Annotated in this window: 14 protein-coding genes and 1 pseudogene; 9 read left to right on the forward strand and 6 right to left on the reverse strand. The window is 67.6% G+C overall.

What is annotated here, in order from left to right; genetic code table 11:
- Window positions 1-3: 3 nt before the first annotated feature.
- Window positions 4-1,152, forward strand: coding sequence for an exo-alpha-sialidase (locus DIE02_RS07105; protein WP_124485097.1), 1,149 nt, complete (start codon window positions 4-6; stop codon window positions 1,150-1,152).
- Between the two features lie 50 nt (window positions 1,153-1,202).
- On the opposite strand, the gene DIE02_RS07110 is transcribed toward DIE02_RS07105, so the two are convergent.
- Window positions 1,203-2,126, reverse strand: coding sequence for a LysR substrate-binding domain-containing protein (locus DIE02_RS07110; RefSeq protein ID WP_124485096.1), 924 nt, complete (start codon window positions 2,124-2,126; stop codon window positions 1,203-1,205).
- A gap of 189 nt (window positions 2,127-2,315) precedes the next feature.
- On the opposite strand from DIE02_RS07110, the gene DIE02_RS07115 reads away from it, so the two are divergent.
- Window positions 2,316-2,741, forward strand: coding sequence for a PACE efflux transporter (locus tag DIE02_RS07115; RefSeq protein ID WP_124485095.1), 426 nt, complete (start codon window positions 2,316-2,318; stop codon window positions 2,739-2,741).
- Window positions 2,742-2,878: 137 nt separating this feature from the next.
- Here the strand turns inward: DIE02_RS07115 and DIE02_RS07120 are convergent, their stop codons facing one another.
- The 4 genes and pseudogenes from DIE02_RS07120 to DIE02_RS07135 all read right to left on the reverse strand — a co-directional run.
- Window positions 2,879-3,826 carry a choline ABC transporter substrate-binding protein gene (locus DIE02_RS07120; protein WP_124485094.1) on the reverse strand — a complete coding sequence of 316 codons (948 nt, stop codon included), beginning with the start codon at window positions 3,824-3,826 and terminating at the stop codon, window positions 2,879-2,881.
- Window positions 3,827-3,936: 110 nt separating this feature from the next.
- Window positions 3,937-4,938 carry a GlxA family transcriptional regulator gene (locus DIE02_RS07125; protein WP_044844438.1) on the reverse strand — a complete coding sequence of 334 codons (1,002 nt, stop codon included), beginning with the start codon at window positions 4,936-4,938 and terminating at the stop codon, window positions 3,937-3,939.
- A gap of 117 nt (window positions 4,939-5,055) precedes the next feature.
- Window positions 5,056-5,952, reverse strand: a complete 897-nt coding sequence (gene choW / locus DIE02_RS07130) for a choline ABC transporter permease subunit (RefSeq protein ID WP_044844439.1) — start codon at window positions 5,950-5,952, stop codon at window positions 5,056-5,058.
- Window positions 5,945-7,356 (reverse strand): annotated as a pseudogene (locus DIE02_RS07135) (glycine betaine/L-proline ABC transporter ATP-binding protein); the annotation flags it as partial. The pseudogene DIE02_RS07135 and the gene choW, both read right to left, overlap by 8 nt.
- Window positions 7,357-7,713: 357 nt before the next feature.
- On the opposite strand from DIE02_RS07135, the gene DIE02_RS07140 reads away from it, so the two are divergent.
- On the forward strand, window positions 7,714-11,139 hold the full coding sequence (locus DIE02_RS07140) for a DUF2339 domain-containing protein (RefSeq protein WP_124528856.1): 3,426 nt from the start codon (window positions 7,714-7,716) through the stop codon (window positions 11,137-11,139).
- A complete protein-coding gene (locus DIE02_RS07145) occupies window positions 11,136-12,488 on the forward strand; it encodes a DUF3999 domain-containing protein (protein WP_124485092.1) in 1,353 nt (450 codons plus the stop codon). Before DIE02_RS07140 ends, DIE02_RS07145 begins: the two co-directional genes overlap by 4 nt.
- A gap of 70 nt (window positions 12,489-12,558) precedes the next feature.
- On the opposite strand, the gene DIE02_RS07150 is transcribed toward DIE02_RS07145, so the two are convergent.
- The gene (locus tag DIE02_RS07150; protein ID WP_124485091.1) at window positions 12,559-13,344 is read right to left on the reverse strand and encodes a GNAT family N-acetyltransferase; all 786 of its coding nucleotides are present in this window, start codon (window positions 13,342-13,344) and stop codon (window positions 12,559-12,561) included.
- Window positions 13,345-13,666: 322 nt separating this feature from the next.
- Between DIE02_RS07150 and DIE02_RS07155 the strand changes: the two genes are divergently transcribed.
- The 5 genes from DIE02_RS07155 to DIE02_RS07175 all read left to right on the forward strand — a co-directional run.
- Window positions 13,667-13,972, forward strand: coding sequence for an NIPSNAP family protein (locus tag DIE02_RS07155; RefSeq protein ID WP_124485090.1), 306 nt, complete (start codon window positions 13,667-13,669; stop codon window positions 13,970-13,972).
- A 301-nt stretch (window positions 13,973-14,273) separates the two neighbouring features.
- Window positions 14,274-14,924, forward strand: a complete 651-nt coding sequence (locus DIE02_RS07160) for an NADPH-dependent FMN reductase (RefSeq protein ID WP_044844444.1) — start codon at window positions 14,274-14,276, stop codon at window positions 14,922-14,924.
- Between the two features lie 224 nt (window positions 14,925-15,148).
- Window positions 15,149-15,367: a hypothetical protein gene (locus DIE02_RS07165; protein ID WP_006749916.1), complete on the forward strand. Its 219-nt coding sequence runs from the start codon at window positions 15,149-15,151 to the stop codon at window positions 15,365-15,367.
- A gap of 92 nt (window positions 15,368-15,459) precedes the next feature.
- A complete protein-coding gene (locus tag DIE02_RS07170) occupies window positions 15,460-16,362 on the forward strand; it encodes a ferritin-like domain-containing protein (protein ID WP_124485089.1) in 903 nt (300 codons plus the stop codon).
- A gap of 1,136 nt (window positions 16,363-17,498) precedes the next feature.
- Window positions 17,499-19,973 (forward strand): ESPR-type extended signal peptide-containing protein (locus DIE02_RS07175; protein ID WP_260441489.1); only part of this gene is annotated, 2,475 nt, incomplete at its 3' end.

Genomic DNA, 19,973 nt, shown 5'->3' on the forward strand with positions numbered 1-19,973 from the left:
GACATGAACGATCGACTGCTCGTCGCGACCCGCAAGGGCCTGTTCGTGCTGCACGCCGACGGCAACGGCGGCTGGGCGCTCGGCGAGCCGCACTTCGTCGGCGAACCGGTCAGCATGGCACTGGCCGACCCGCGCGACGGCACGCTGTACGCGGCGCTCAATCTCGGCCATTTCGGGGTCAAGCTGCACCGCAGGCGTGCCGGTGCCACCGCATGGGAAGAATGTGCGGTCCCCGTCTATCCGCCGCAGCCCGCCGATGAACCGCGCGCCGACGTCAGCGCCCATGCCGGCACCGGCGACGCGCACGACGAAGCGCCCACCCCGCCCCGCCCGCCGTGGACGCTTCAGCAGATCTGGTCGCTCGAAGCCGGCGGCGCGGACGAACCGGGCGTATTGTGGGCCGGCACGATACCGGGCGGCCTCTTCCGCTCCGATGACGGCGGCGATTCGTGGGCGCTCAACCGCCCGCTGTGGGATCGCCCGGAGCGCCCCGAGTGGTTCGGTGGCGGCTACGATGCGCCGGGCATCCATTCGGTGATGGTCGATCCGCGCGACAGCCGGCACGTGACGATCGGCATCTCGTGCGGCGGCGTCTGGCAGACCTTCGACGGCGGCGCGACCTGGCGCGTCAGCGCCGACGGCATGGAGGCCGACTACATGCCGCCCGAGCGGCGCGGCGAACCCAACGTGCAGGACCCGCATCGCGTCGTCCAGTGCGCGGCCAACCCCGATGTGCTGTGGACCCAGCATCACTGCGCGATCTTCCGCTCGACCGACGGTGCCGCGCACTGGCAGCGGATCGAAGCGCAGCCATCGAGCTTCGGCTTCGCGGTCGCCGTGCATCCGGCAGACCCCGACACTGCGTGGTTCGTCCCCGCCGTGAAGGATGCGTGCCGGATTCCGGTGAACGGCCGCTTCGTCGTCACGCGCACGCGCGACGGCGGCCGCAGCTTCGAGAGCCTGTCGAACGGGTTGCCGCCTGCGCCGGCCTACGATCTCGTCTATCGGCACGGGCTCGCGGTGGACGACTCCGGCACGCGTCTCGCGATGGCGTCGACGACGGGCGGGTTATGGACCTCCGCGGACGGCGGCGAAAACTGGCGGCAGGTCTCCGCGCATTTGCCACCGGTGTATTGCGTGCGCTTCGGATAACGAACGACTCACACGCAGCGCGTGCCGACGGCAAGCGCCCGCCCGTTGCTTTACGTCGGCGGCGCGATCCGCGCGACCGCGTCGCGCGTCTGCACGATTTCCGCTTCAAGCCAGTCGAGAAACCGCCGGACCCGCGGCTCGCGCTCTCGCCCGGGCCGGCACAGCGCGACGAAACGCGCGCCGGCGAGCCGCACCGATGCATCGATCGGCGTCAGCGCGTCGCGTTCGACGTGCTCGGCGGCCAGCACCGAACTGAGCAGCCCGACACCCTGCCCATGCAGCACGGCCTGCAGCGCGTAATGCTCGTCGTCGTAATGGCGGAACACCGCGCGCTCGAGCCATGCTTCGCGACCAGCCGCACGGCACCACGATGCCCAGTCGATCGACACGGGAAGCGGCGTATCCCAGGTGGTCTCGATCAGCTCGATACGCTCGTTCGCGCGCCCGACGTCGAGGCCGCGCGCCGCATACGCGCCGAAATACTCGTCGATCAGCGCGATCTCGTGCAGCGCGGGAAACGCGCGCGACGTCGCGCGGATCGCGAGATCGACCCGCGCGTCGCGTTCGAGATCGACGAGCGCGTTGCCGGTTTCCACCTTGATGTGCAACTGCGGATCGACGCGCCGGAACCGGCCGAGCCGCGGAATCAGCCACATCGCGGCGAACGCGGGCGTGGTGGTCAGCACCAGCGTGCGCGCATCGGCCGTCGCGGGCCGCAGCGCATCGAGCCCGCGGCTCATGCCGAGCAGCGCGTCGTGACACGCACGAAACAGTTGCCCGCCCTCGTCCGTCAACCGCACGCCGCTCGCGCCGCGCTCGAACAGCAGCACGCCGAGCCGGCTTTCGAGCGACTTGATCTGATGCGACACGGCCGCCGGCGTCACGGACAGTTCGTCGGCGGCCGCCTTGAACGTGCCGAGCCGCGCGCACGACTCGAATACACGCAATGCGGTCAGGGGAATTTTCGAGAACACGACGCCTCGCGGGCCGGATCCGGCCGGGTTGAATTCGATTCAATCCGCGTGAGATTAGGTGAATTGAGGCACGCGCGCAACGCGGGTAGCCTTCCGGGACGTCGCGGCACGGCGGCCGCGGCACGCAGTAGCGGCCAACCCACCGCCCAACCATCGACGCACCAGCAACCGTCGAACCGGAGAACCAACGTGCAAGGCCTACCGCGCAGGATCACGCAGGCGGTGCTCTACGAAGCGATCGCCATTTCCTGCATCTCGCCCGCGATCGCGGCGCTCTTCAAGCAGGGTCTGGTCTATTCGGGCGCGCTGTCCGCGACGATGTCGGCGATCGCGCTGCTGTGGAACATGATCTTCAACGCGCTGTTCGAGCGCTGGGAAGCGTCGCGCCGGCAGCCCGCGCGCACGCTCGCGCGACGGATCCTGCATGCGACCGGCTTCGAGGGCGGGCTCATCTTCATCCTCGTGCCGGTCGTATCGTGGTGGCTCGACATCTCGTGGTTCGACGCGTTCGTCGTCGACATCGGGCTGTTCGCGTTCTTCTTCTGCTACGCGTTCGTGTTCCAGTGGGCGTTCGATCGCGTGTTCGACGTGCCGGCGGCGACGAAGGAATCGTGACGAGGTGTTCGCGGGCCGGCTTCGCGCCGATCGACGCGCAGCCCGAAAGCAACGCGGCCCGCCCGCACGATACGGGAGGGCCGCGTTTCATCACGCCGGCGCGCCGCCTTCGGCGAGCGCGCCGGTCACGTCGACGCTCAATGCACGCCGAGATACGCCTTCACCGCCGGCAGGCCCGGCTTGCCGTCGAGCGTCGTCACGCCGGCCAGCCACTTGTCGAGCGCCTGCGGATTCGCCTTCAGCCACTCGGCGGCGGCCTTGTTCGGGTCTTCCTTGTTCATGATCGGCAACATCACGTGGTTCTCGATCGACGTCGTGAACTGCAGGTTCGACACGAACTTCGCGACGTTCGGGCAACGCTGCGCGTAGTCCGGCGGCGTGGCCGTCAGCACCTTCGCCTCGCCGTAGTTCGGGCCGAACACGTCGTCGCCGCCGCTCAGGTAGTCGATCTTCATCTGCACGTTCATCGGATGCGGTTCCCAGCCGAGGAACACGATCCACTGCTTGTCGCGGATCGCGCGGTTCACCTCGACCAGCATCCCGGCCTCGCTCGACTCGACCATCTTGAACTTGCCGAGGCCGAACTGGTTGCCGTCGATCATCTTCTTGATCAGCAGGTTGCCGTCGTTGCCCGGTTCGATCCCGTAGATCTTGCCGTTGAGCTTGTCGGCGTACTTCTGGATGTCGGCGAACGACTTCAGGCCGCCCTGGTACACGTAGTCGGGCACCGCGAGCGTGTATTTCGCGCCGGTCAGGTTGGGCGTGGTGAGCACCTTGATCGTGCCGGCCTTCGTGAACGGCTGGATGATCGGGTCCATCGTCGGCGACCAGTAGCCGAGGAACACGTCGATCTGCTTGCTCTTGATGCCCGCGAACGTGATCGGCACCGACGCGATCGTCTTGGTCGGCGCGTAGCCGAGCCCCTGCAGCATCGTCGCTGCAAGACCGGTGGTGGCAGCGATGTCGGTCCAGCCGACGTCCGCGAAGCGCACGTTCTTGCATACGGGCGGGTCGGCCGCATAAACCGCCGACATCGGCGCGGCCATCCCGATCCCGCATACCGCTGCGATCAATTGGCGCTTCATCTGTCTTCTCCTCAAAGTGACGTCGTTTTTCATGGGGGCGGGATCGATGGTTGAAGCCGCGCGCCGCGATCCCGGCGGCGTCGCGGACCGAATGGTTCGCGCGGGTTGCGTCAGCGCCCCGGCAACCGTCGCTCGTAGCTCGGCGCGTGACCGAACTGCGCGCGATACGCCTTGCTGAAGTGACACGGCGAATGGAATCCGCACGTCGTCGTCACGCGCGCGATCGACGCATCCGTCGTGCGCAGCAGGTCGCGCGCGCGTTTCAGCCGAAGCGTCAGGTAATAGTGAGTGGGCGACACGTTCAGGTACACCTTGAACATCCGCTGCAGGTGACGCTGCGACAGCCGCACGAGCCGCGCGAGTTCCTCGAGCGACAGCGGCTCCTCGATGTTCGCTTCCATCAGCCGCACGACCTCGATCAGTTCCGCGCGCGAGAAGCCGACGCGCGCATCGACGGGGATCGGCTGCGTATCGGTCGAGCTGCGGATGCGTTCGAGGATGAACTGCTCGGACACCTGCGCGGCGAGCTGCTGGCCGAAACGCATGCCGACGAGATTCAGCATCAGGTCGAGCGGCGCGGTGCCGCCGGTGCAGGTGAGCCGGTCGCGATCGACGACGAACAGCTCGTCGGCGAACCCCACCTGCGGAAACTCCGCATGCAGCGCGGACAGGTTCTCCCAGTGCACGGTGCAGCGATAGCCGTCGAGCAGGCCGCCCGACATCAGCGCATACGCGCCGGTGCAGATGCCGCCCAGCGGCAGCCCGCGTTCGGCGAGCGCCGCGAGCGTGTCGCGCGCGCCGTCGTCGACCACCTCGCGGATGTGAATCCCGCCGCACACGATCATCACGTCGGGCAGGTTCGTGTAGTCGAGCGCCTGGGTCGGCCGCACCGCGATGCCGTTGCTGGCCCGCACGGGGGCGCCGTCGAGCGAATAGATCGACCACTGGTAGTGATCGGCACGCCCGACGTAGTTCGCCATCCGAAGCACTTCGACCGCGCTCGAGAACGCGATCATCGAGAAGTGCGGCAGCGTCAGGAAGCCGAAATGGGCAAGGGACGAAACCGGTGAAACGCGAGCGGCGGGCACGGCGGCAGCGGCGGCGGACGTCACATCGAGCTCCTGGCGAACGGTTGAGCAGGTTGCACGCAGCCAGCCCCGTGGCAAACGCCACGGAAGCCGGTATCGAATCGGAAGATGCGGCCGGAAGTCGAACCGGCCGCTGGTTGCTTACGCTTGCGCGGGCGCGGCCTTCGCGCGGAACAGCTGCTTCAGGCCCGAGAACAGCGGTGCTTTCGCGGTGCCCGGCGCGCGGCCGAAGCTCTCGGTGATGCGGTCGAGAATGATCGCGAGCAGCACGACCGACAGACCGCTTTCGAAGCCGAGGCCGATGTCGAGGCGCTGGATACTTGCGAGCACGTCGTTGCCGAGGCCACCCGCGCCGACCATCGACGCGATGATCACCATCGACAGCGCCATCATGATGGTCTGGTTCACGCCCTGCATGATCGACGGCAGCGCGTTCGGGAACTGCACCTTGTACAGCAGCTGCCACGGCGTGCAGCCGAATGCCTGGCCGGCTTCGACGATCTCGCGGTTCACGTGACGGATGCCGAGGCTCGTCAGGCGCACGGCCGGCGGCATCGCGAAGATCACCGTCGACAGGATCCCCGGCACGCGGCCGAGACCGAACAGCATCGCGGCAGGAATCAGGTAGACGAACGCGGGCATCGTCTGCATCAGGTCGAGGATCGGACGCACGATCGCGGCGACCCACTTGCTCTTCGCGGCCCAGATGCCGAGCGGAATGCCGAGCACGAGGCTGATGATCGTCGACGACAGCGTGAGGCCGAGCGTGATGACCGTCTGATCCCAGAAGCCCGTCGCGAAGATCAGCAGCAGCGACGCGGTGGTGAACAGCGCGAAGCGCCAGCCCACGCGCCACAAGCCGACGCCGATGAAGATCGCCATCATCAGCCACATCGGGATCGCCTGCAGGCTGTGCTCGACGAAGGCGGCGAGACCCTCGATCGCGCGGCCGATCGCATCGAACGTCGCCGCGTCATGATCGAGCAGGTAGTGAACGGACTGGTCGACCCAGGTACCGAGCGGAATCATTTCAGACATGGGAGCCTCGCGAACGCGTGATGGCCTTCAGGATAAGAGCGCGGTCGACCGAGCCGCAGTAGCAGCCGTCGTCGTCGACGACGGGCAGTGCATTCGGGCTCGCGACGACGCGCGCGACGACATGTTCGAGCGACGCATCGCGCCGGATGCTTTCGATCGGCCGCACCGACGGCGTGTCCTGACCAATCGCCTCGCGCGTGACGAAGCCGCGGATCTTGCGTGCGGCGTCGAGCACGAACGCATATTCGGCACTGCCGTTCAGCGTCGCCGCGACGTTCGCGGCGTCGCACTTCGACATGGTCGGCACGGCGCCCGTCTGCATCAGGTCGCCCGCCGTCAGATAGCGGCTCGTGTCGATGCCGTCGAAGAACGCGCGCACGTAGTCGTCGGCCGGGTTCGCGATGATGTCCTGCGGCGTGCCGACCTGCACGAGCCGGCCGCCTTCCATGATCGCGATGCGGTTGCCGATGCGCAGCGCCTCTTCCAGATCGTGCGACACGAACATGATCGTGCGGCGCTGTTCCTTCTGCAGTTGCAGCAGCACGTCCTGCATTTCGCGGCGCTTGAGCGGATCGAGCGCGGAGAACGCCTCGTCCATGATCATCAGCGACGGGTTCACGGCCAGCGCGCGGGCCAGGCCGACGCGCTGCTGCATGCCGCCCGACAGCTCGGACGGCAGCTTGTGCGCGAACGGTGCGAGGCCGACCTGCTCGAGCACCTCCATCGCACGGCGTTCGCGTTCCTTCTTGCCGACGCCCGCGACCTCGAGGCCGAACGCGGCATTCGACACCACGGTGCGATGCGGCATCAGCGCGAACGACTGGAACACCATGCTCATGTCCTTGCGGCGCAGCGCGGTCAGCGCCGAGCGGCGTGCCGACGCGACGTCGAGCCCGTCGATCAGCACCTTGCCGGCGCTCGGATCGACCAGCCGGTTCACGAGGCGGATCAGCGTGGATTTGCCGGAGCCGGACAGGCCCATCAGCACGAATATTTCGCCTTCCTGCACGTCGAACGAAACGTTGTGCACACCGACGACCTGACCGGTACGCTTGAGCACATCGTCTTTCGTTGCGCCGGCGGCGAGCATGTCGAGCGCCTGCTGCGGGTTGCTTCCAAATACCTTGCACAGACCTTCGACTACGACCTTGGGGGCATCCATCGAAACCTTCTCCTCGTGTAGCGGGGACTCACGCGTGTGACTCAACGTGCCTACATAGTTGCCAGAAAAAACCCCGACCTGCCGACGAATTACGACAAACGCTTGCGCAAATACGACACACCCCGCAGCCCCGCCCCACGGGGCGCAGCGCTCGGCGGCCCCCGATTGCGGCGACGCAATACGCGCACAGCCAGCACCGGCGGGCATCGCGGGCGTGACTTGTGCGCAGCAGCGCGACGCGCGAGCGGCGGCGTTTTACGACAACCCGCAAAAACCGCGCGTCGCTTTACGACAATTCCACGTCCGATCGGACCGTCTCGCCTGCCCGGCGCCGGGAAAAAGAATGGTCGTACGAAAACAGGCGCCGCGAACGCGCGGCAGCCATGCTTCGCGGCCCGCCCGCAACCCAGAAAATCCCCCATGGCCATTGTGATACATTCCGGCAAACACGCCGATCGCGACGTCGCCGCGCGCCTTGCGCATGGCGCTGCGCCGGCAGTCCGCGCACGCCGGTTCGCCTGCCGGCCATACGGAAACAGCCTCGATCGCGCCGCGCGACGATCGAAGGACGATAACGAAATGAGAGAGGGAGCAAGGCGATGAATTGGGCTTTTGCCGCAATCGGTTTCATCGTGGGCGGTATCGCCGCATTGTTCGGGGATTTCTCCGCCGCCAACGGCGCGCTGCTCGGTGCGGCGGCCGGGTTCTGCATCGGCTACGCGCTGCAGCAACGCAAGCACACGCACGGCGGTACGCCCCCCGACGCGTTCGCGATTTCCGCGACGCCGCAACCCGCTCCCGTGCCGCTCGCCGATCGCGTCGCGCGCCTCGAAGCGACGGTCGACGCGCTCACGCGCGAGCTCGACGTGCTGCGCGGCCAGCTCGCAGGCGCGAAGGCCGGTGCCGCAGCGACCGGCAGCGCCGCGCAGGTGCCGTCGACGCCTCCCTCCGCCATCACGCCTGCGCCCGCCGCGATCCCGCCTCGACCATCCGTGCAGCCTGCGGTCGCGAGCGCCGGCGTGCCGTCGTCGACGTCCGCGCCCGCGCCCGCGCCGGCAGTCGCCACGCGGACGAGCGCCGCACCTGCTGCCGCCGGCGCACCGACGAGTGCGCCCGCAACGACCACGCCGCCCGCCCCACCCGCCCCGCCCGAACCCCGCGAACCCGGTATCGCCGAACGCGCGCTCCGCGCGGCGCGCGACTGGCTGCTCGGCGGCAACACGGTCGTGCGCGTCGGCATCATCGTGCTGTTCTTCGGCGTCGCATTCCTGCTCAAGTACGCGGCCGACAACGACATGCTGCCGATCGAATTCCGCCTGGCCGGCACGGCGCTCGCCGCGGCCGCGCTGCTCGCGATCGGCTGGCGCGTGCGTGCGCGCCGCGCGGCGTACGGTCTCGTGCTGCAGGGTGGCGGCATCGGCATCCTGTACCTGACGATCTTCGCCGCGACCAAGCTCTACGCGCTGCTGCCGGTCGGCGCGGCGTTCCCGCTGATGGTCGCGGTGTGCGCGCTGAGCGCGTTCCTCGCGGTGAAGCAGAACGCGCTGCCGCTCGCGTTCATGGGCAGCGCGGGCGGCTTTCTCGCGCCGGTGCTGCTGTCGACCGGCCACGGCAGCCATGTCGCGCTGTTCAGCTACTACGCACTGCTGAACGCAGGCATCTTCGCGATCGCGTGGTTCAAGGCCTGGCGTCCGCTGAACCTGCTCGGCTTCGTGTTCACGTTCACGATCGGCTCGGCGTGGGGCGTGACGGCGTACCGCCCCGCGCTGTTCGCGACCACCGAGCCGTTCCTGATCCTGTTCTTCCTGATGTATGTCGGCATCGCGCTGCTGTACGCGGTGAAACGCGAACTGGCGCTGCGTCACTATGTCGACGGCACGCTCGTGTTCGGCACGCCGATCGTCGCGACCGCGCTGCAGGCGTCGCTCGTGAAGGACATGCCGTTCGGGCTCGCATGGAGCGCGGTCGCGCTGTCGGCGTTCTATGTCGCGATCGCCGCCTGGCTCGCGCGGCGCCGCGATCGTCTCGCGCTGCTGTTCGAAGCGATGCTCGCGCTCGCGGTGATCTTCGCGACGCTCGCGGTGCCGCTCGCGTTCTCGGGCCCGACGACCAGTGCCGCGTGGGCGATCGAAGGCGCGGCGATCGTGTGGGTCGGCGTGCGCGAGAAACGCCTTGCGCCGTTCGGCTTCGGCCTGCTGATGCAGATCGCCGCGGCCGGCGCATTCTTCACGAGCCTGCTCGGCCCGGCCGACACGAACGCGCTGCCGGTGCTCAACAGCGCATACATCGCGATGCTGCTGATCGCGCTCGCCGGGCTGTTCACGGGCTGGTGGCTGCACGGACGCGACGAAGCGCGCGCGTGGCACGCGTGGATGCCGGACGTCGGCGCGGCCGCCGCGGCGTGGGGGCTGTTGTGGTGGCTGAGCGGCGGACTGCACGAGATCCTCGTCTACGCGGGCCGTCACGTCGACCTGCATGCGGACCGGTTCGTCGTCGACGCGACCGCGCTGTTCGCCGCCGGCACCGCGTGGCTCGCGCACGTCGCGCGCCGCAAGCTCGCGTGGCCGATCGCCGAATGGCCGGCACTCGCGCTGACGCCGGTGCTCGCGCTCCTCGCGTTGCGCGCGTTCGATTCGCACGAGGCGCCGCTGTCGGGCATGGGCGCCTTCGCGTGGCCGATCGCCGTCATCGCATGCTATGCGCTGCTGCTGCGGCAGTCGCGCGGCACGGCGGCAGCCGGTCCGGCGGCGAGCGCGGCGGGCGCGGCGGGCGCGGCGGGCGCGGCGGGCGCGGCGGGCACGTTGGCCGTGGCGGCCATCCCCGTTCCCGTGATCGCGCCGTTGCACACGCTGATGTTCTGGACGTTGTGCGGGCTGTTCTCGCTCGAGGGCTTCTGGCGCCTGCGCGCGTTCGTCCCCGAAGGCGCGTGGAGCTGGAGCGCGTGGGCCTACGGCTTCGGCGCGCTGCTTCTGCTGGTGTCGGGCCCCGGCTCGCGCCTGCGCTGGCCGGTCGCCGCGTTCCCGCGCGCGTATCAGGTATGGGGGGCTGCGCCGCTCGCCGCGCTGCTGTGGCTGTGGAGCATCGCCAGCGTGACGAGCGACGGCGATGCGTCGCCGCTGTTCTGGCTGCCGCTGCTCAATCCGCTCGACGTCGCGCAACTGCTGATCTTCGTCGCGTTCGCCACCTGGCTGCGCCGCCTGAAGACGCTCGGGGTCACCTGGCATCCGCTGGCGGCCGACCTCGCCGCGCTCGCGACCGTGTTCCTGTGGTTCAACGCGCTGCTGCTGCGCACGCTGCATCAGCGTTTCCACCTGGCCTACGACATCGACGCCGTGCTGTCGTCGTTCGGCGTCCAGCAGGTGTTCATGGTCGGCTGGAGCCTGTTCGCGTTCGCCGGCATGTGGCTGACGCGCCGCAACGGCATCGCGCGCGTGTGCGCGCTCGCGTCGCTGCCGCTGATCGTCGTGATGTGGGCCTGGACCTTCTACGCGAACTTCACGCAGGACGGCGGCAGCTGGGCGCGCATTCCTCTGCTCAATCCGCTCGACCTCGTGCTGGTGGTGGTCTATGCGCTCGCCGCGTCGTGGTTCGTGCGTGCGCGCACGCTCGGCTGGCCGTTCGGCAACTATCGCGTCGAACTGCTCGGCGTGGCCGGCGCAACGGCCTTCCTGTGGCTGAACGCGATCCTGCTGCGCACGCTGCATCACTGGACCGGCGTGCCGTACGCATTCGACGCGATGGCGGAATCGACGCTCGTGCAGGCGTCGGTCTCCGTGTACTGGACGCTCTGCGCGCTCGCGACGATGATCTGGGCCACACGCCGCGGCTTGCGTCCGCTGTGGTTCGTCGGCGCCGCACTCCTCGCGCTCACGGTGATCAAGCTGTTCCTGTTCGACCTGTCGCACGTCACCGGCATCGAACGCATCGTGTCGTTCATCGGCATCGGCATCCTGCTGCTGTTGATCGGCTATTTCTCGCCGCTGCCGCCGAAGGCCGCGGGCCAACCGGGCGACACCCAACCATGAAACGACTCGCAGCCCTGCTCGGCCTGAGCCTGCTGACGTCGTTCGCGACGGCCGACGGCGCCCCCGGCGCGGAACGCGTCGCCCGGCGCTTCTCGCTCGATCTCGACGGCAGCGCCGCGTATTACCAGCTCACCGTGCCGCAGGCCGTCTATGCGGCCAGCCGGCGCGACGATCTCGGCGACGTGCGCGTGTTCAACGGCGCCGGCGAGCCCGTGCCGTATTCGCTCGATGCGCCTGCGGCGGCCGCCGTGCCGCCGGCGCGCACGCCGGTGCACTGGTTCCCGCTGCCGCCCGCGCGCGCCGACGACGGTCAGGCGCCGCTCGGCGTGTCGGTCGCGCCGGACGGCTCGCTGCGCGCGGCCGTCACCGCACCGGCTCGCGCGAAACATGCGGCCGATCTCGTCGACCTGTCGCATGCGGACGGCGAGGTCGACGCGCTGCTCGTGCATGTGAGCGACGACAGCTACCAGGGCCGTGTCGCCGTCGAAGCGAGCGACGACCTGCGCAGCTGGCGCTCGCTCGGCAGCACGCAACTGCTGAAGGTCGGCCGCGGCGGCGACCTGCTGGTGCAGGAACGCATCGCGCTCGAGGGCGCGGGACCGCGCTACCTGCGGCTCGACTGGCTCGACGGCGCGCCCGCGATCGGATCGATCGAGATCGAAACGCAACCGCACGATGCGCGCACGGCGGACTCCGCTGCCGTGCCGCGTCAATGGCGCGAAGCCGTACACGTGCGGGCCGGCGGCGCGCCCGGCGAGTATCTGTTCGATACCGATGGCGCCTATCCGGTCGACCGCGTGCGCATCGACCTGCCGCAACCGAATACGGTTGCGCGCGCAACGCTGCAGAGTCGCCCCGACGCGCAGGCGCCGTGGCGCGAGGTCGCCAATGCCGTGCTGTTCCGGCTGCAGGGCAAGGGCGGCGAACAGCGCAACCCTCCGCTGGCGTTCGCATCGAATCCCGATCGCGCGTGGCGAATCATCGTCGACATGCGCAACGGCGGGCTCGGCGGCGGCCAGCCGGCCGTCGCGGTCGGCTGGCATCCGGCCGCCCTGACCTTCGTCGCGCGCGGCACGCCGCCGTTCACGCTCGGTGTCGGCAATGCGTCGCTGCCGTCGTCGGCCGTGAGCCGCGATGCGCTGCTGGTCGGAATGGCGCCTGAGGTGCGGCCCGCGCGCGTCGGTGCGGCGCTGCCGGCCTCGGCGGTCGCGCCCGGGCCGGCAGCCGATACGGATGCGGCCCGCCGTTACGTGCTGTGGGGTGCGCTGGTCGTCGCGGTCGGCGTGCTCGGCACGATCGCATGGCGCCTCGCACGCGGCGGCGGCGACACGCCTGCTCGCGACGAGTAGGACCACGCCGGCACACCGGCACGCCGAATCAGGCCGGTGCCGCTCGCACCGTTCGCGCAGTTCACACCGTTCACACCGTTCGCGCCGCGACGCGGCCGTGCGGACGCGGCCGCCACGGCGACGAGCGGCAGCTGGCCGCGCCGGCCGCCCCCATCGCCGGCGAGCGCGTACCGCGACGCGCACGCCAGTCGGCCCGGATCGCCGCGATCGCGCGAAGCGCCCATGATTGCGCCGTCACGACAGGCCGTACGCCCCGCCGCGATGCCGGCGGCATGCGACGCGCGACGCATGCGACGGGACGCCTGCACAGGATCGCGCTGTCATAGCGCTTGCCGGCGAAGCGCACGATATCGACGACGTCGAAGCCCTGGGCCCGGTAGAACGCCAGCAGATGCGACGCGGGATGCGGCGTATCGAGCGCGAGCAGCGAATAACCGCGCAACGCGGCCCACTGCCCGGCAAACGCGAGCAGCGTCGCACCGATCCCGCCGCCTTGCCAGCCGGGATCGACGGCCACCTGGCGCACGCTCGCGACGCCGTCGCGACGGTACAGCGAACACGGCGACGCCGGATCGGTGGCGTAGAGCGTCATCGTGCCGACGACGCGACCACCAGACACCGCGACATGACATTCACCCGCTTCCGCGCGGCGACGCGTGACCTCCTCGGCCTGGTCGACACACGTACAGTTGAGCCCCATCGCGCCGAGTCGCGCGAACGCACGATGCAGCAGCGCGGTGAGCTGCGTGTAGCTGTCGACTGCCGGATCGAAGCGCCGCACGATGACCCGGTCGGCGCGCACGGCAGGTGGCGCGGCGGGTGAACGTTCGGCGATCGTGTTCCGGGATATCGACATGGCAGCGCTCCGTGGTCAGGATGACCGAAGTCTAGGAGCGCGCCGCGAGGCGTCGCAAGAAAAAATGTCGTAAAAAAGACGAGAATTCGAAGCGAGGCGATGGCGCGACGGTGTGCATTTTCATGCGTCCGGCGCCTTCGGTCACGTGGTCGGACACACCGATCGTTGTGCCTGCAAGCAATGCGTGACGCACACTGCGTCGCCGACCCCATGCCGCGCGATTCCGGACTTGCGATGCCCCGCGCGAGCGCCCCGCGTCGTCGTTGACACACCCGGCGACGCGCTCCAGACTCGCTGATCCTCCACCGCACCGCGAGCGCCCATGGTCACCTGCTTCCTTCGCTACGTCATCGATCCGTACAAACTCGAGCAGTTCGAAACCTACGGCAAGATGTGGATTCCGCTCGTCGAGCAATTCGGCGGCACGCACCACGGCTACTTCCTGCCTTCCGAGGGCGCCAGCAACATCGCGCTCGCGATGTTCTCGTTCCCGAGTCTCGCCGAGTACGAGCGCTATCGCGAACGCTCGAAGGCCGATCCCGCGTGTCAGGCCGCATTCCGGTATGCAGAGGAAACACGCTGCATCGTCAGCTACGAGCGCAGCTTCTTCCGGCCGGTGTTCGAGTAACCCCGCGCATCGCGCCCCCTTTCCGGCGCCGGACTAAAAAAAGCCCCGCCTGCATCCGCGCGGCGGGGCCAACCCATGTCAGTAGAGACATTCATGGAGGAGACGGGTCCATCTTATCGAGCGCGGCTCGCCGTCCCAACCAAGCATTTCTGCTATCCATCTGCGTCGCCGCGCGCACGCGCGCCCCGCGTGCCTGGCATATCGATAGAACGAAAAGTCGTTTTCAGAGTGGCGGCGGGGTCGTTACCATCTGGTTTTAAGCCTGTGCTTAGCCGGGCAAGCCATCCCCAAGGAGCGCCCTTTGACTGCATTCGATCAACACCGCCGCCCGTTCGTGGTCGGCATCGGCGGCACCACCCGGGCCGCGTCGTCGACCGAGCGCGCGCTGTCGTTCGCGCTGCGCGGCGCGCAAGCCGCCGGCGCACGCACGCGCCTGTTCGACGGCCCGTTCCTGCATACGCTGCCGCACTACGCCCCCGAACACAAGACGCTGACCGACGCGCAGCGAGAACTGATCGACACCGTGCGCGAAGCCGACGCGATCATCATCGCGACGCCCGGCTATCACGGCGGCGTGTCCGGCCTCGTGAAGAACGCGCTCGACACGCTCGAGGAACTGCGCGCCGACGAGCGCCCGTACCTCGACGGTCGCGCGGTCGGCCTGATCGTCACGGCCTACGGCTGGCAGGCCGCCGGCACCGTGCTGACGTCGCTGCGCTCGATCGTCCACGCGCTGCGCGGCTGGCCGACCCCGTTCGGCGCCACCGTGAACACGCTCGAAACGCGCTTCGAGAGCGCCGACAGCTGCTCGGATCCGAAGGTCGTCGCACAGCTCGAGACCGTCGGCTCGCAGGCAGCCGAATTCGCGCTCGCGTTCGCATCGCATCGCGCGGCCACGCATGCCGCGTCGGTCGACGCGCTCGCGCCCGTGCTGAAGATCGCCAACCAGTAATCCCCGCCTCCCCGCAGCCCGCGCCCGGCCGACGACGTTCGCCGCGCGCGGGCTGCGCGCGTCTGGCAGTCCGGCGCGCATCGCAGCGCTGCCGCCTGGTTCATGCCGGCTCCCCACCCCGATAACGATCCGGCCCACCACGTGATTTGCATTGGCCGAAAGATTGGTTCACGCGGGCCGCGGGTTTTCGTACGCTGAAAGCCCGAACCTTCCATGCGCACGCCATGAACCGCACGATCCGTTACAAGGGCTACGAAGTCGCCCCCGCCGCCGCCCGGCTGCCGAACGGGCTGTTCGCCGCGAACCTGACGATCGAGAAGGCAAGCGGCGGCCCGTCGCCGCGCGCCGTATCGTTCGACGCAATCGATTTCTTCTTCGAAGAGGAACACGCGCTCGCATATGCGTCCCGCTGGGGACGCCTCTGGGTCGATACACAGGCCTGAGCGCGGCACCCGGCAGCGCAGGGCCGCTCGAAAATGCGCGATTACGGAAGCTATGCAAGAATCTTTCGTCTCGTAATCGCATAACAACAGCCATGTCCGACACGCTGCAGGAAGACCATGCAGCGGCAGATCACGCCATGCGCAACTGGACCTTCGAACGTCAAGGTCCGGTCAGGATCGGTTCCGATGCGCACAGGCAAATGTTCTGCCGCATGCTGCTCGATACGCACAACCCGTACAAACCGGCCGTCATCGACTGGCCGCCGCTCAAGCCCGACGAACTCAAGCGGCTCACGTCGCTGCCGATCTGGGACATCGCCGTGCAGACCGAAGGCCGCGCGTCGATCCGCGTCGCCACCTTCGCCGCAACCGTCGGCGATCCGCTGCTGCGCCGGGCGCTCGAGATGGACGGCGCCGAGGAAGCTCGGCACAAGGTCGTGCTGTCGAAGCTGGTCCAGGCATACGGCATCAAGCTCGCCCCCGAACCGGCCTATCCGGCACCGAAGGACCCCGAGTGGTCGTGGATGGTGACCGGCTTCAGCGAATGCATCGACAGCTTCTTCGCGTTCGGCCTGTTCCGCTCCGCGCAACGCTCCGGCTATTTCCCGCCCGAACTCGTCGACACCTTCGAGCCCGTGATCCAGGAGGAAGGCCGGCACATCCTGTTCTTCGTGAACTGGTATGCATGGTACTGGCGGAGTTTGCCGTGGTGGCGCCGGCCGTGGTTCTTCGCGCGGGTGGCGGCCGTGTGGGCATTCCTGATCCGGGAACGCATCGGCATCGCGCGCGGGATCGATGCGGACGGCGTCGCGCACGACGCGAACTTTCCGGCGACGAGCACTGCCGACATCGGCGATGCGCTAAATCCGCGCGAACTGATCGAACTGTGCGTCAGCGAGAACGACCGGCGCATGGCCGGGTACGACAAACGGCTGCTGCGCCCGATGTTCGTGCCGCGCATGGCGCGCCTCGCGCTGCGATTCATGCGGAAATAAGGCTGCGGCGGCGGGTTGCCGGCGGTGCAGGCCGGCCGCCGGCGCATTGTCCGGGACGATGTACGGCGCCGCCCGGACCGGGTGGCAGAACCGGGGCGCGTTGCCGCGGCTGCCATCCTCATCGCGGTTCCCCCTTGCGGACGAGAACGAACCACATCCCGGCTCGCATCCGGCGATTTGGGTGCGACATCACGCCAGTCAACGGACACCCATCAGCCTGACGGTGCTCATCCGACGCGCTTGCGTATCGTCTTTCTCTCCCGCGGAATGCCCCCTTGCCAGCGCGGTCGAGTCACCGTGAAGCAGATCCGGGTTTCCTGCTCGCGGCTCCCCGTTGCTCCCCTTCGTTCGCGTCTTCAGCCGTCATCGTGGACGCCCCGCCACCTCATCGCAACGACTCCGGTTGCAAGACTGCCCGGCGCGGGCGATCTGGCACCTCGTCTCCCCCTGCCCCAACCCGTCATATGAAGTACGTCAATTGAACAGATTCCGAAGTGGAATCCCAATCGCCGTACCAATGCACCTGTAGCACTTTTTTACAACTTTGTGAAACGGGCGGCCGGCGAAGGCCCGCCCCACGGGCGCGCGCGGCCGATGAGATGCGCAAACCAGCATAATCAGACAATCTGGAGCTCATGTTTTTTTTGATATCCCAGAAAATCAATAAATACAATTAAAAATCCACATCAAATCTCGTATTAATAAATTAACAAGAGTCTCGAATGCATACAAGCCAGTGTCCCGCCAAACATTACAACACAGAAAGGCAAACGTTTGCCGCAAACGTTTGTCGTTTCATTTGTCTTACTTTTTTGGTTACCAAATGTGCGGCAACACACACAAAACCACGTCACAACGTTGATTTTTATGGTTTTTTTCATCCATCACCGCATCCGCACGAGACCTTCACTCCACCTTCCAGTCATTTTCAACTTTCTTACACACCAACAGCTCAAAACACAATCTATTAACCATCTTTTAACTTCCAAAACCTTCGATTTATCACTGTTTGTCAATCTCAAAATATCGCCTCAAATAAACTCCGCCCATCAATTTTAAGATTCGCGCGAGCGCACGGCAGATTCCTCTAACGAAAGAGACCGGTGTGTGGCGTGCATATTTGGAGGTAGTAGGACATGAACCGCACATACCGCTCGATCTGGAACGAAGCCCTTGGCGCCTGGGTCGCGGCATCCGAACACGATTCGGCACGGGGCAAGCCGAACAAGTCCGCCGTTGTGGTCGCGGCCCTCGCGGCGCTGACGATCGGTCTGCCATCGTTCGCCAGCGCGGCGACTTACATCCCCGGGACAGTCAACGGATTCGGACAGTTTTCGCCATCGAGCTGTACGTCCTCCAGCGGCAGCACGGCAGCCGGGCGCATAACCATGGGCGACACCAACTCGTATCCGACCGACGGCTCGGGTACGTGGTCGACCGTGACCGGCTGTAACGCATCCGGCAACAACAATCTCGCCGCGACGGTCTACGGCACCTACTCTCAGGTCACCGGCAAGGGCGGCACCGCCATGGGCTTCCTCAGCTCGGCTGCGTTGTGGGGCACGGCCGCCGGCCTCGAAACCACCGCCAGCGGCGCCGGGTCCACCGCGCTCGGCTTCGGCTCGACCGCGAACGCGCTGAACTCGGTCGCGATCGGCGGCGCGGGCGGTAACGGCACGACGCCGCTGTCCCAGGCAAACTCGACCATCGCATCGGGTGCGGGTGCAATCGCGATCGGCAGTAACGCAACCAAGGGCGCGCAAGCAGCCGCTTCGGACTCGATCGCGATCGGCGGTCAGTCGTCAGTCACGTCAGGCGCGACGTCGGCGATCGCGATCGGCGTCGCATCGACCGCCAGTGGCAACAATGCGGTCGTGATGGGTTCGTCGGCAACGGGTGCCGGCGGCAACTCGATTGCGTTCGGTACGTCGAAAGCCCTCGGAAGTGGCGATATCGCCATTGGCCAGAATGCCTTTGCGCAAGGCACGACGGGTACGGCGTCCGCAACCTCGGCAACCGCGGTCGGCTATCTGGCCACCGCTAACGGGCAGGACGCGTCGGCATACGGCAACACGGCAAACGCAAGCGGAAACTTCACCACAGCGCTCGGCAATTTCTCGTCCGCGAGCGGTGCGAACGCCATTGCCGCCGGCAATTCGGCAACGGCCAGCGGTACGGCCGCCTCGGCTTATGGCAATTTTTCTACTGCATCGGGCGTGAGCTCGGTTGCCATCGGCAGCGGTGGCGCATCCGGCTCGTATTCCGGCGCCAAGGCGACGGGCGCAGGATCCATCGCAATCGGCGGCAATACGACGGCAGCCGCGTCGTCGGCCGCATCGGATGGCATCGCGATCGGTGGCCAGTCGTCCGTCGCGACGACCGCGACTTCCGGCATTGCAATGGGTCGCGGCGCGACGGTCAACGGCGCCTTCGGCATCGCCCAAGGCGATGGCGTCGTGTCCGGCGCGATCGGCCAGAACGTTGCGATCGGCTCGAGCGGTACGACGGCCAACAGCAGCACGGCGATCGGCGGGGCCGTGGCAATCGGTCGCGGCCAAACGGCGACGGGCAACGGCGCGGTCGCGATCGGCGACCCGAACTCGGCGATCGGTACGGGCGCCGTTGCGCTCGGTGCAAACGACGCGTCGAACGGCCAGGGCGCCGTCGCGATCGGCAATGCCAATTCCGCGACCGGTCAAGGCTCGGTCGCATTGGGCAACAGCAGCGCGGCCACCGCGGCCGGCGGCGTCGCGATCGGCGATACCGCGGTCTCCAGCGCCACCAACGCGCAGGCCTTCGGGTCCGGTGCCAATGCAAACGTGGCTGGCTCGGTCGCGCTCGGCTCCAATGCCGCCACGATCGGCGCCGCGAACACGGCGACCGGCGGCACGGGTTCCGTCACCAGCACGACGATCGGCGGCCAGACGTTCGGCACCTACGCCGGCGCGAGTTCCTCCGCGGGCGTCGTCAGCGTCGGTGCGGGCGGGGCGGAGCGGCGCATCCAGAACGTCGCCGCCGGCCTGGTCAGCACGACCAGCACGGACGCGATCAACGGTAGCCAGCTTTATGCGGTCGCCAGCACGACGACGTCGAGCATTGCCAGCCTGTCTACGTCGACTTCGACCGGTATCAGTTCGCTGTCGACTGGACTCAGCTCGGCCAATAGCTCGGTCGCTTCGCTGTCGACTTCGACGTCGACCGGTATCGGCTCGCTTTCGACTGGACTCAGCTCGACCAATAGCTCGGTGGCTTCGCTGTCGACTTCCACGTCGACCGGTATCAGTTCGCTGTCGACTGGACTCAGTTCGGCCAATAGCTCGGTGGCTTCGCTGTCGACTTCCACATCGACCGGCCTGTCGTCGGCTAATAGCTCGATCGGCTCGCTGTCCACTTCGACCTCGACCGGCATCAACTCGCTGTCCACGGGCCTCAGTTCCGCCAACAGCTCGGTCGCCTCGCTGTCGACTTCCACGTCGACCGGTCTCTCGTCGGCTAATAGCTCGATCAGTTCGCTGTCGACCGGCCTCTCGTCGGCTAACAGCTCGATCGGCTCGCTGTCCACCTCGACGTCGACCGGCATCAACTCGCTGTCCACGGGCCTCAGCTCGACC

The sequence above is a fragment of the Burkholderia sp. Bp8991 genome (assembly GCF_003853795.1).
GTDB lineage: Bacteria > Pseudomonadota > Gammaproteobacteria > Burkholderiales > Burkholderiaceae > Burkholderia.

What these genes read in the sequence shown, in the direction of transcription:
- DIE02_RS07105 (WP_124485097.1), top strand. Translation starts at nt 4, where the DNA reads ATGAACGATCGACTGCTCGTCGCGACCCGCAAGGGCCTGTTCGTGCTG.
- DIE02_RS07120 (WP_124485094.1), bottom strand. Translation starts at nt 3,826, where the DNA reads ATGAAGCGCCAATTGATCGCAGCGGTATGCGGGATCGGGATGGCCGCG.
- choW (WP_044844439.1), bottom strand. Translation starts at nt 5,952, where the DNA reads ATGTCTGAAATGATTCCGCTCGGTACCTGGGTCGACCAGTCCGTTCAC.
- DIE02_RS07140 (WP_124528856.1), top strand. Translation starts at nt 7,714, where the DNA reads ATGAATTGGGCTTTTGCCGCAATCGGTTTCATCGTGGGCGGTATCGCC.
- DIE02_RS07145 (WP_124485092.1), top strand. Translation starts at nt 11,136, where the DNA reads ATGAAACGACTCGCAGCCCTGCTCGGCCTGAGCCTGCTGACGTCGTTC.
- DIE02_RS07150 (WP_124485091.1), bottom strand. Translation starts at nt 13,344, where the DNA reads ATGTCGATATCCCGGAACACGATCGCCGAACGTTCACCCGCCGCGCCA.
- DIE02_RS07155 (WP_124485090.1), top strand. Translation starts at nt 13,667, where the DNA reads ATGGTCACCTGCTTCCTTCGCTACGTCATCGATCCGTACAAACTCGAG.
- DIE02_RS07165 (WP_006749916.1), top strand. Translation starts at nt 15,149, where the DNA reads ATGAACCGCACGATCCGTTACAAGGGCTACGAAGTCGCCCCCGCCGCC.
- DIE02_RS07170 (WP_124485089.1), top strand. Translation starts at nt 15,460, where the DNA reads ATGTCCGACACGCTGCAGGAAGACCATGCAGCGGCAGATCACGCCATG.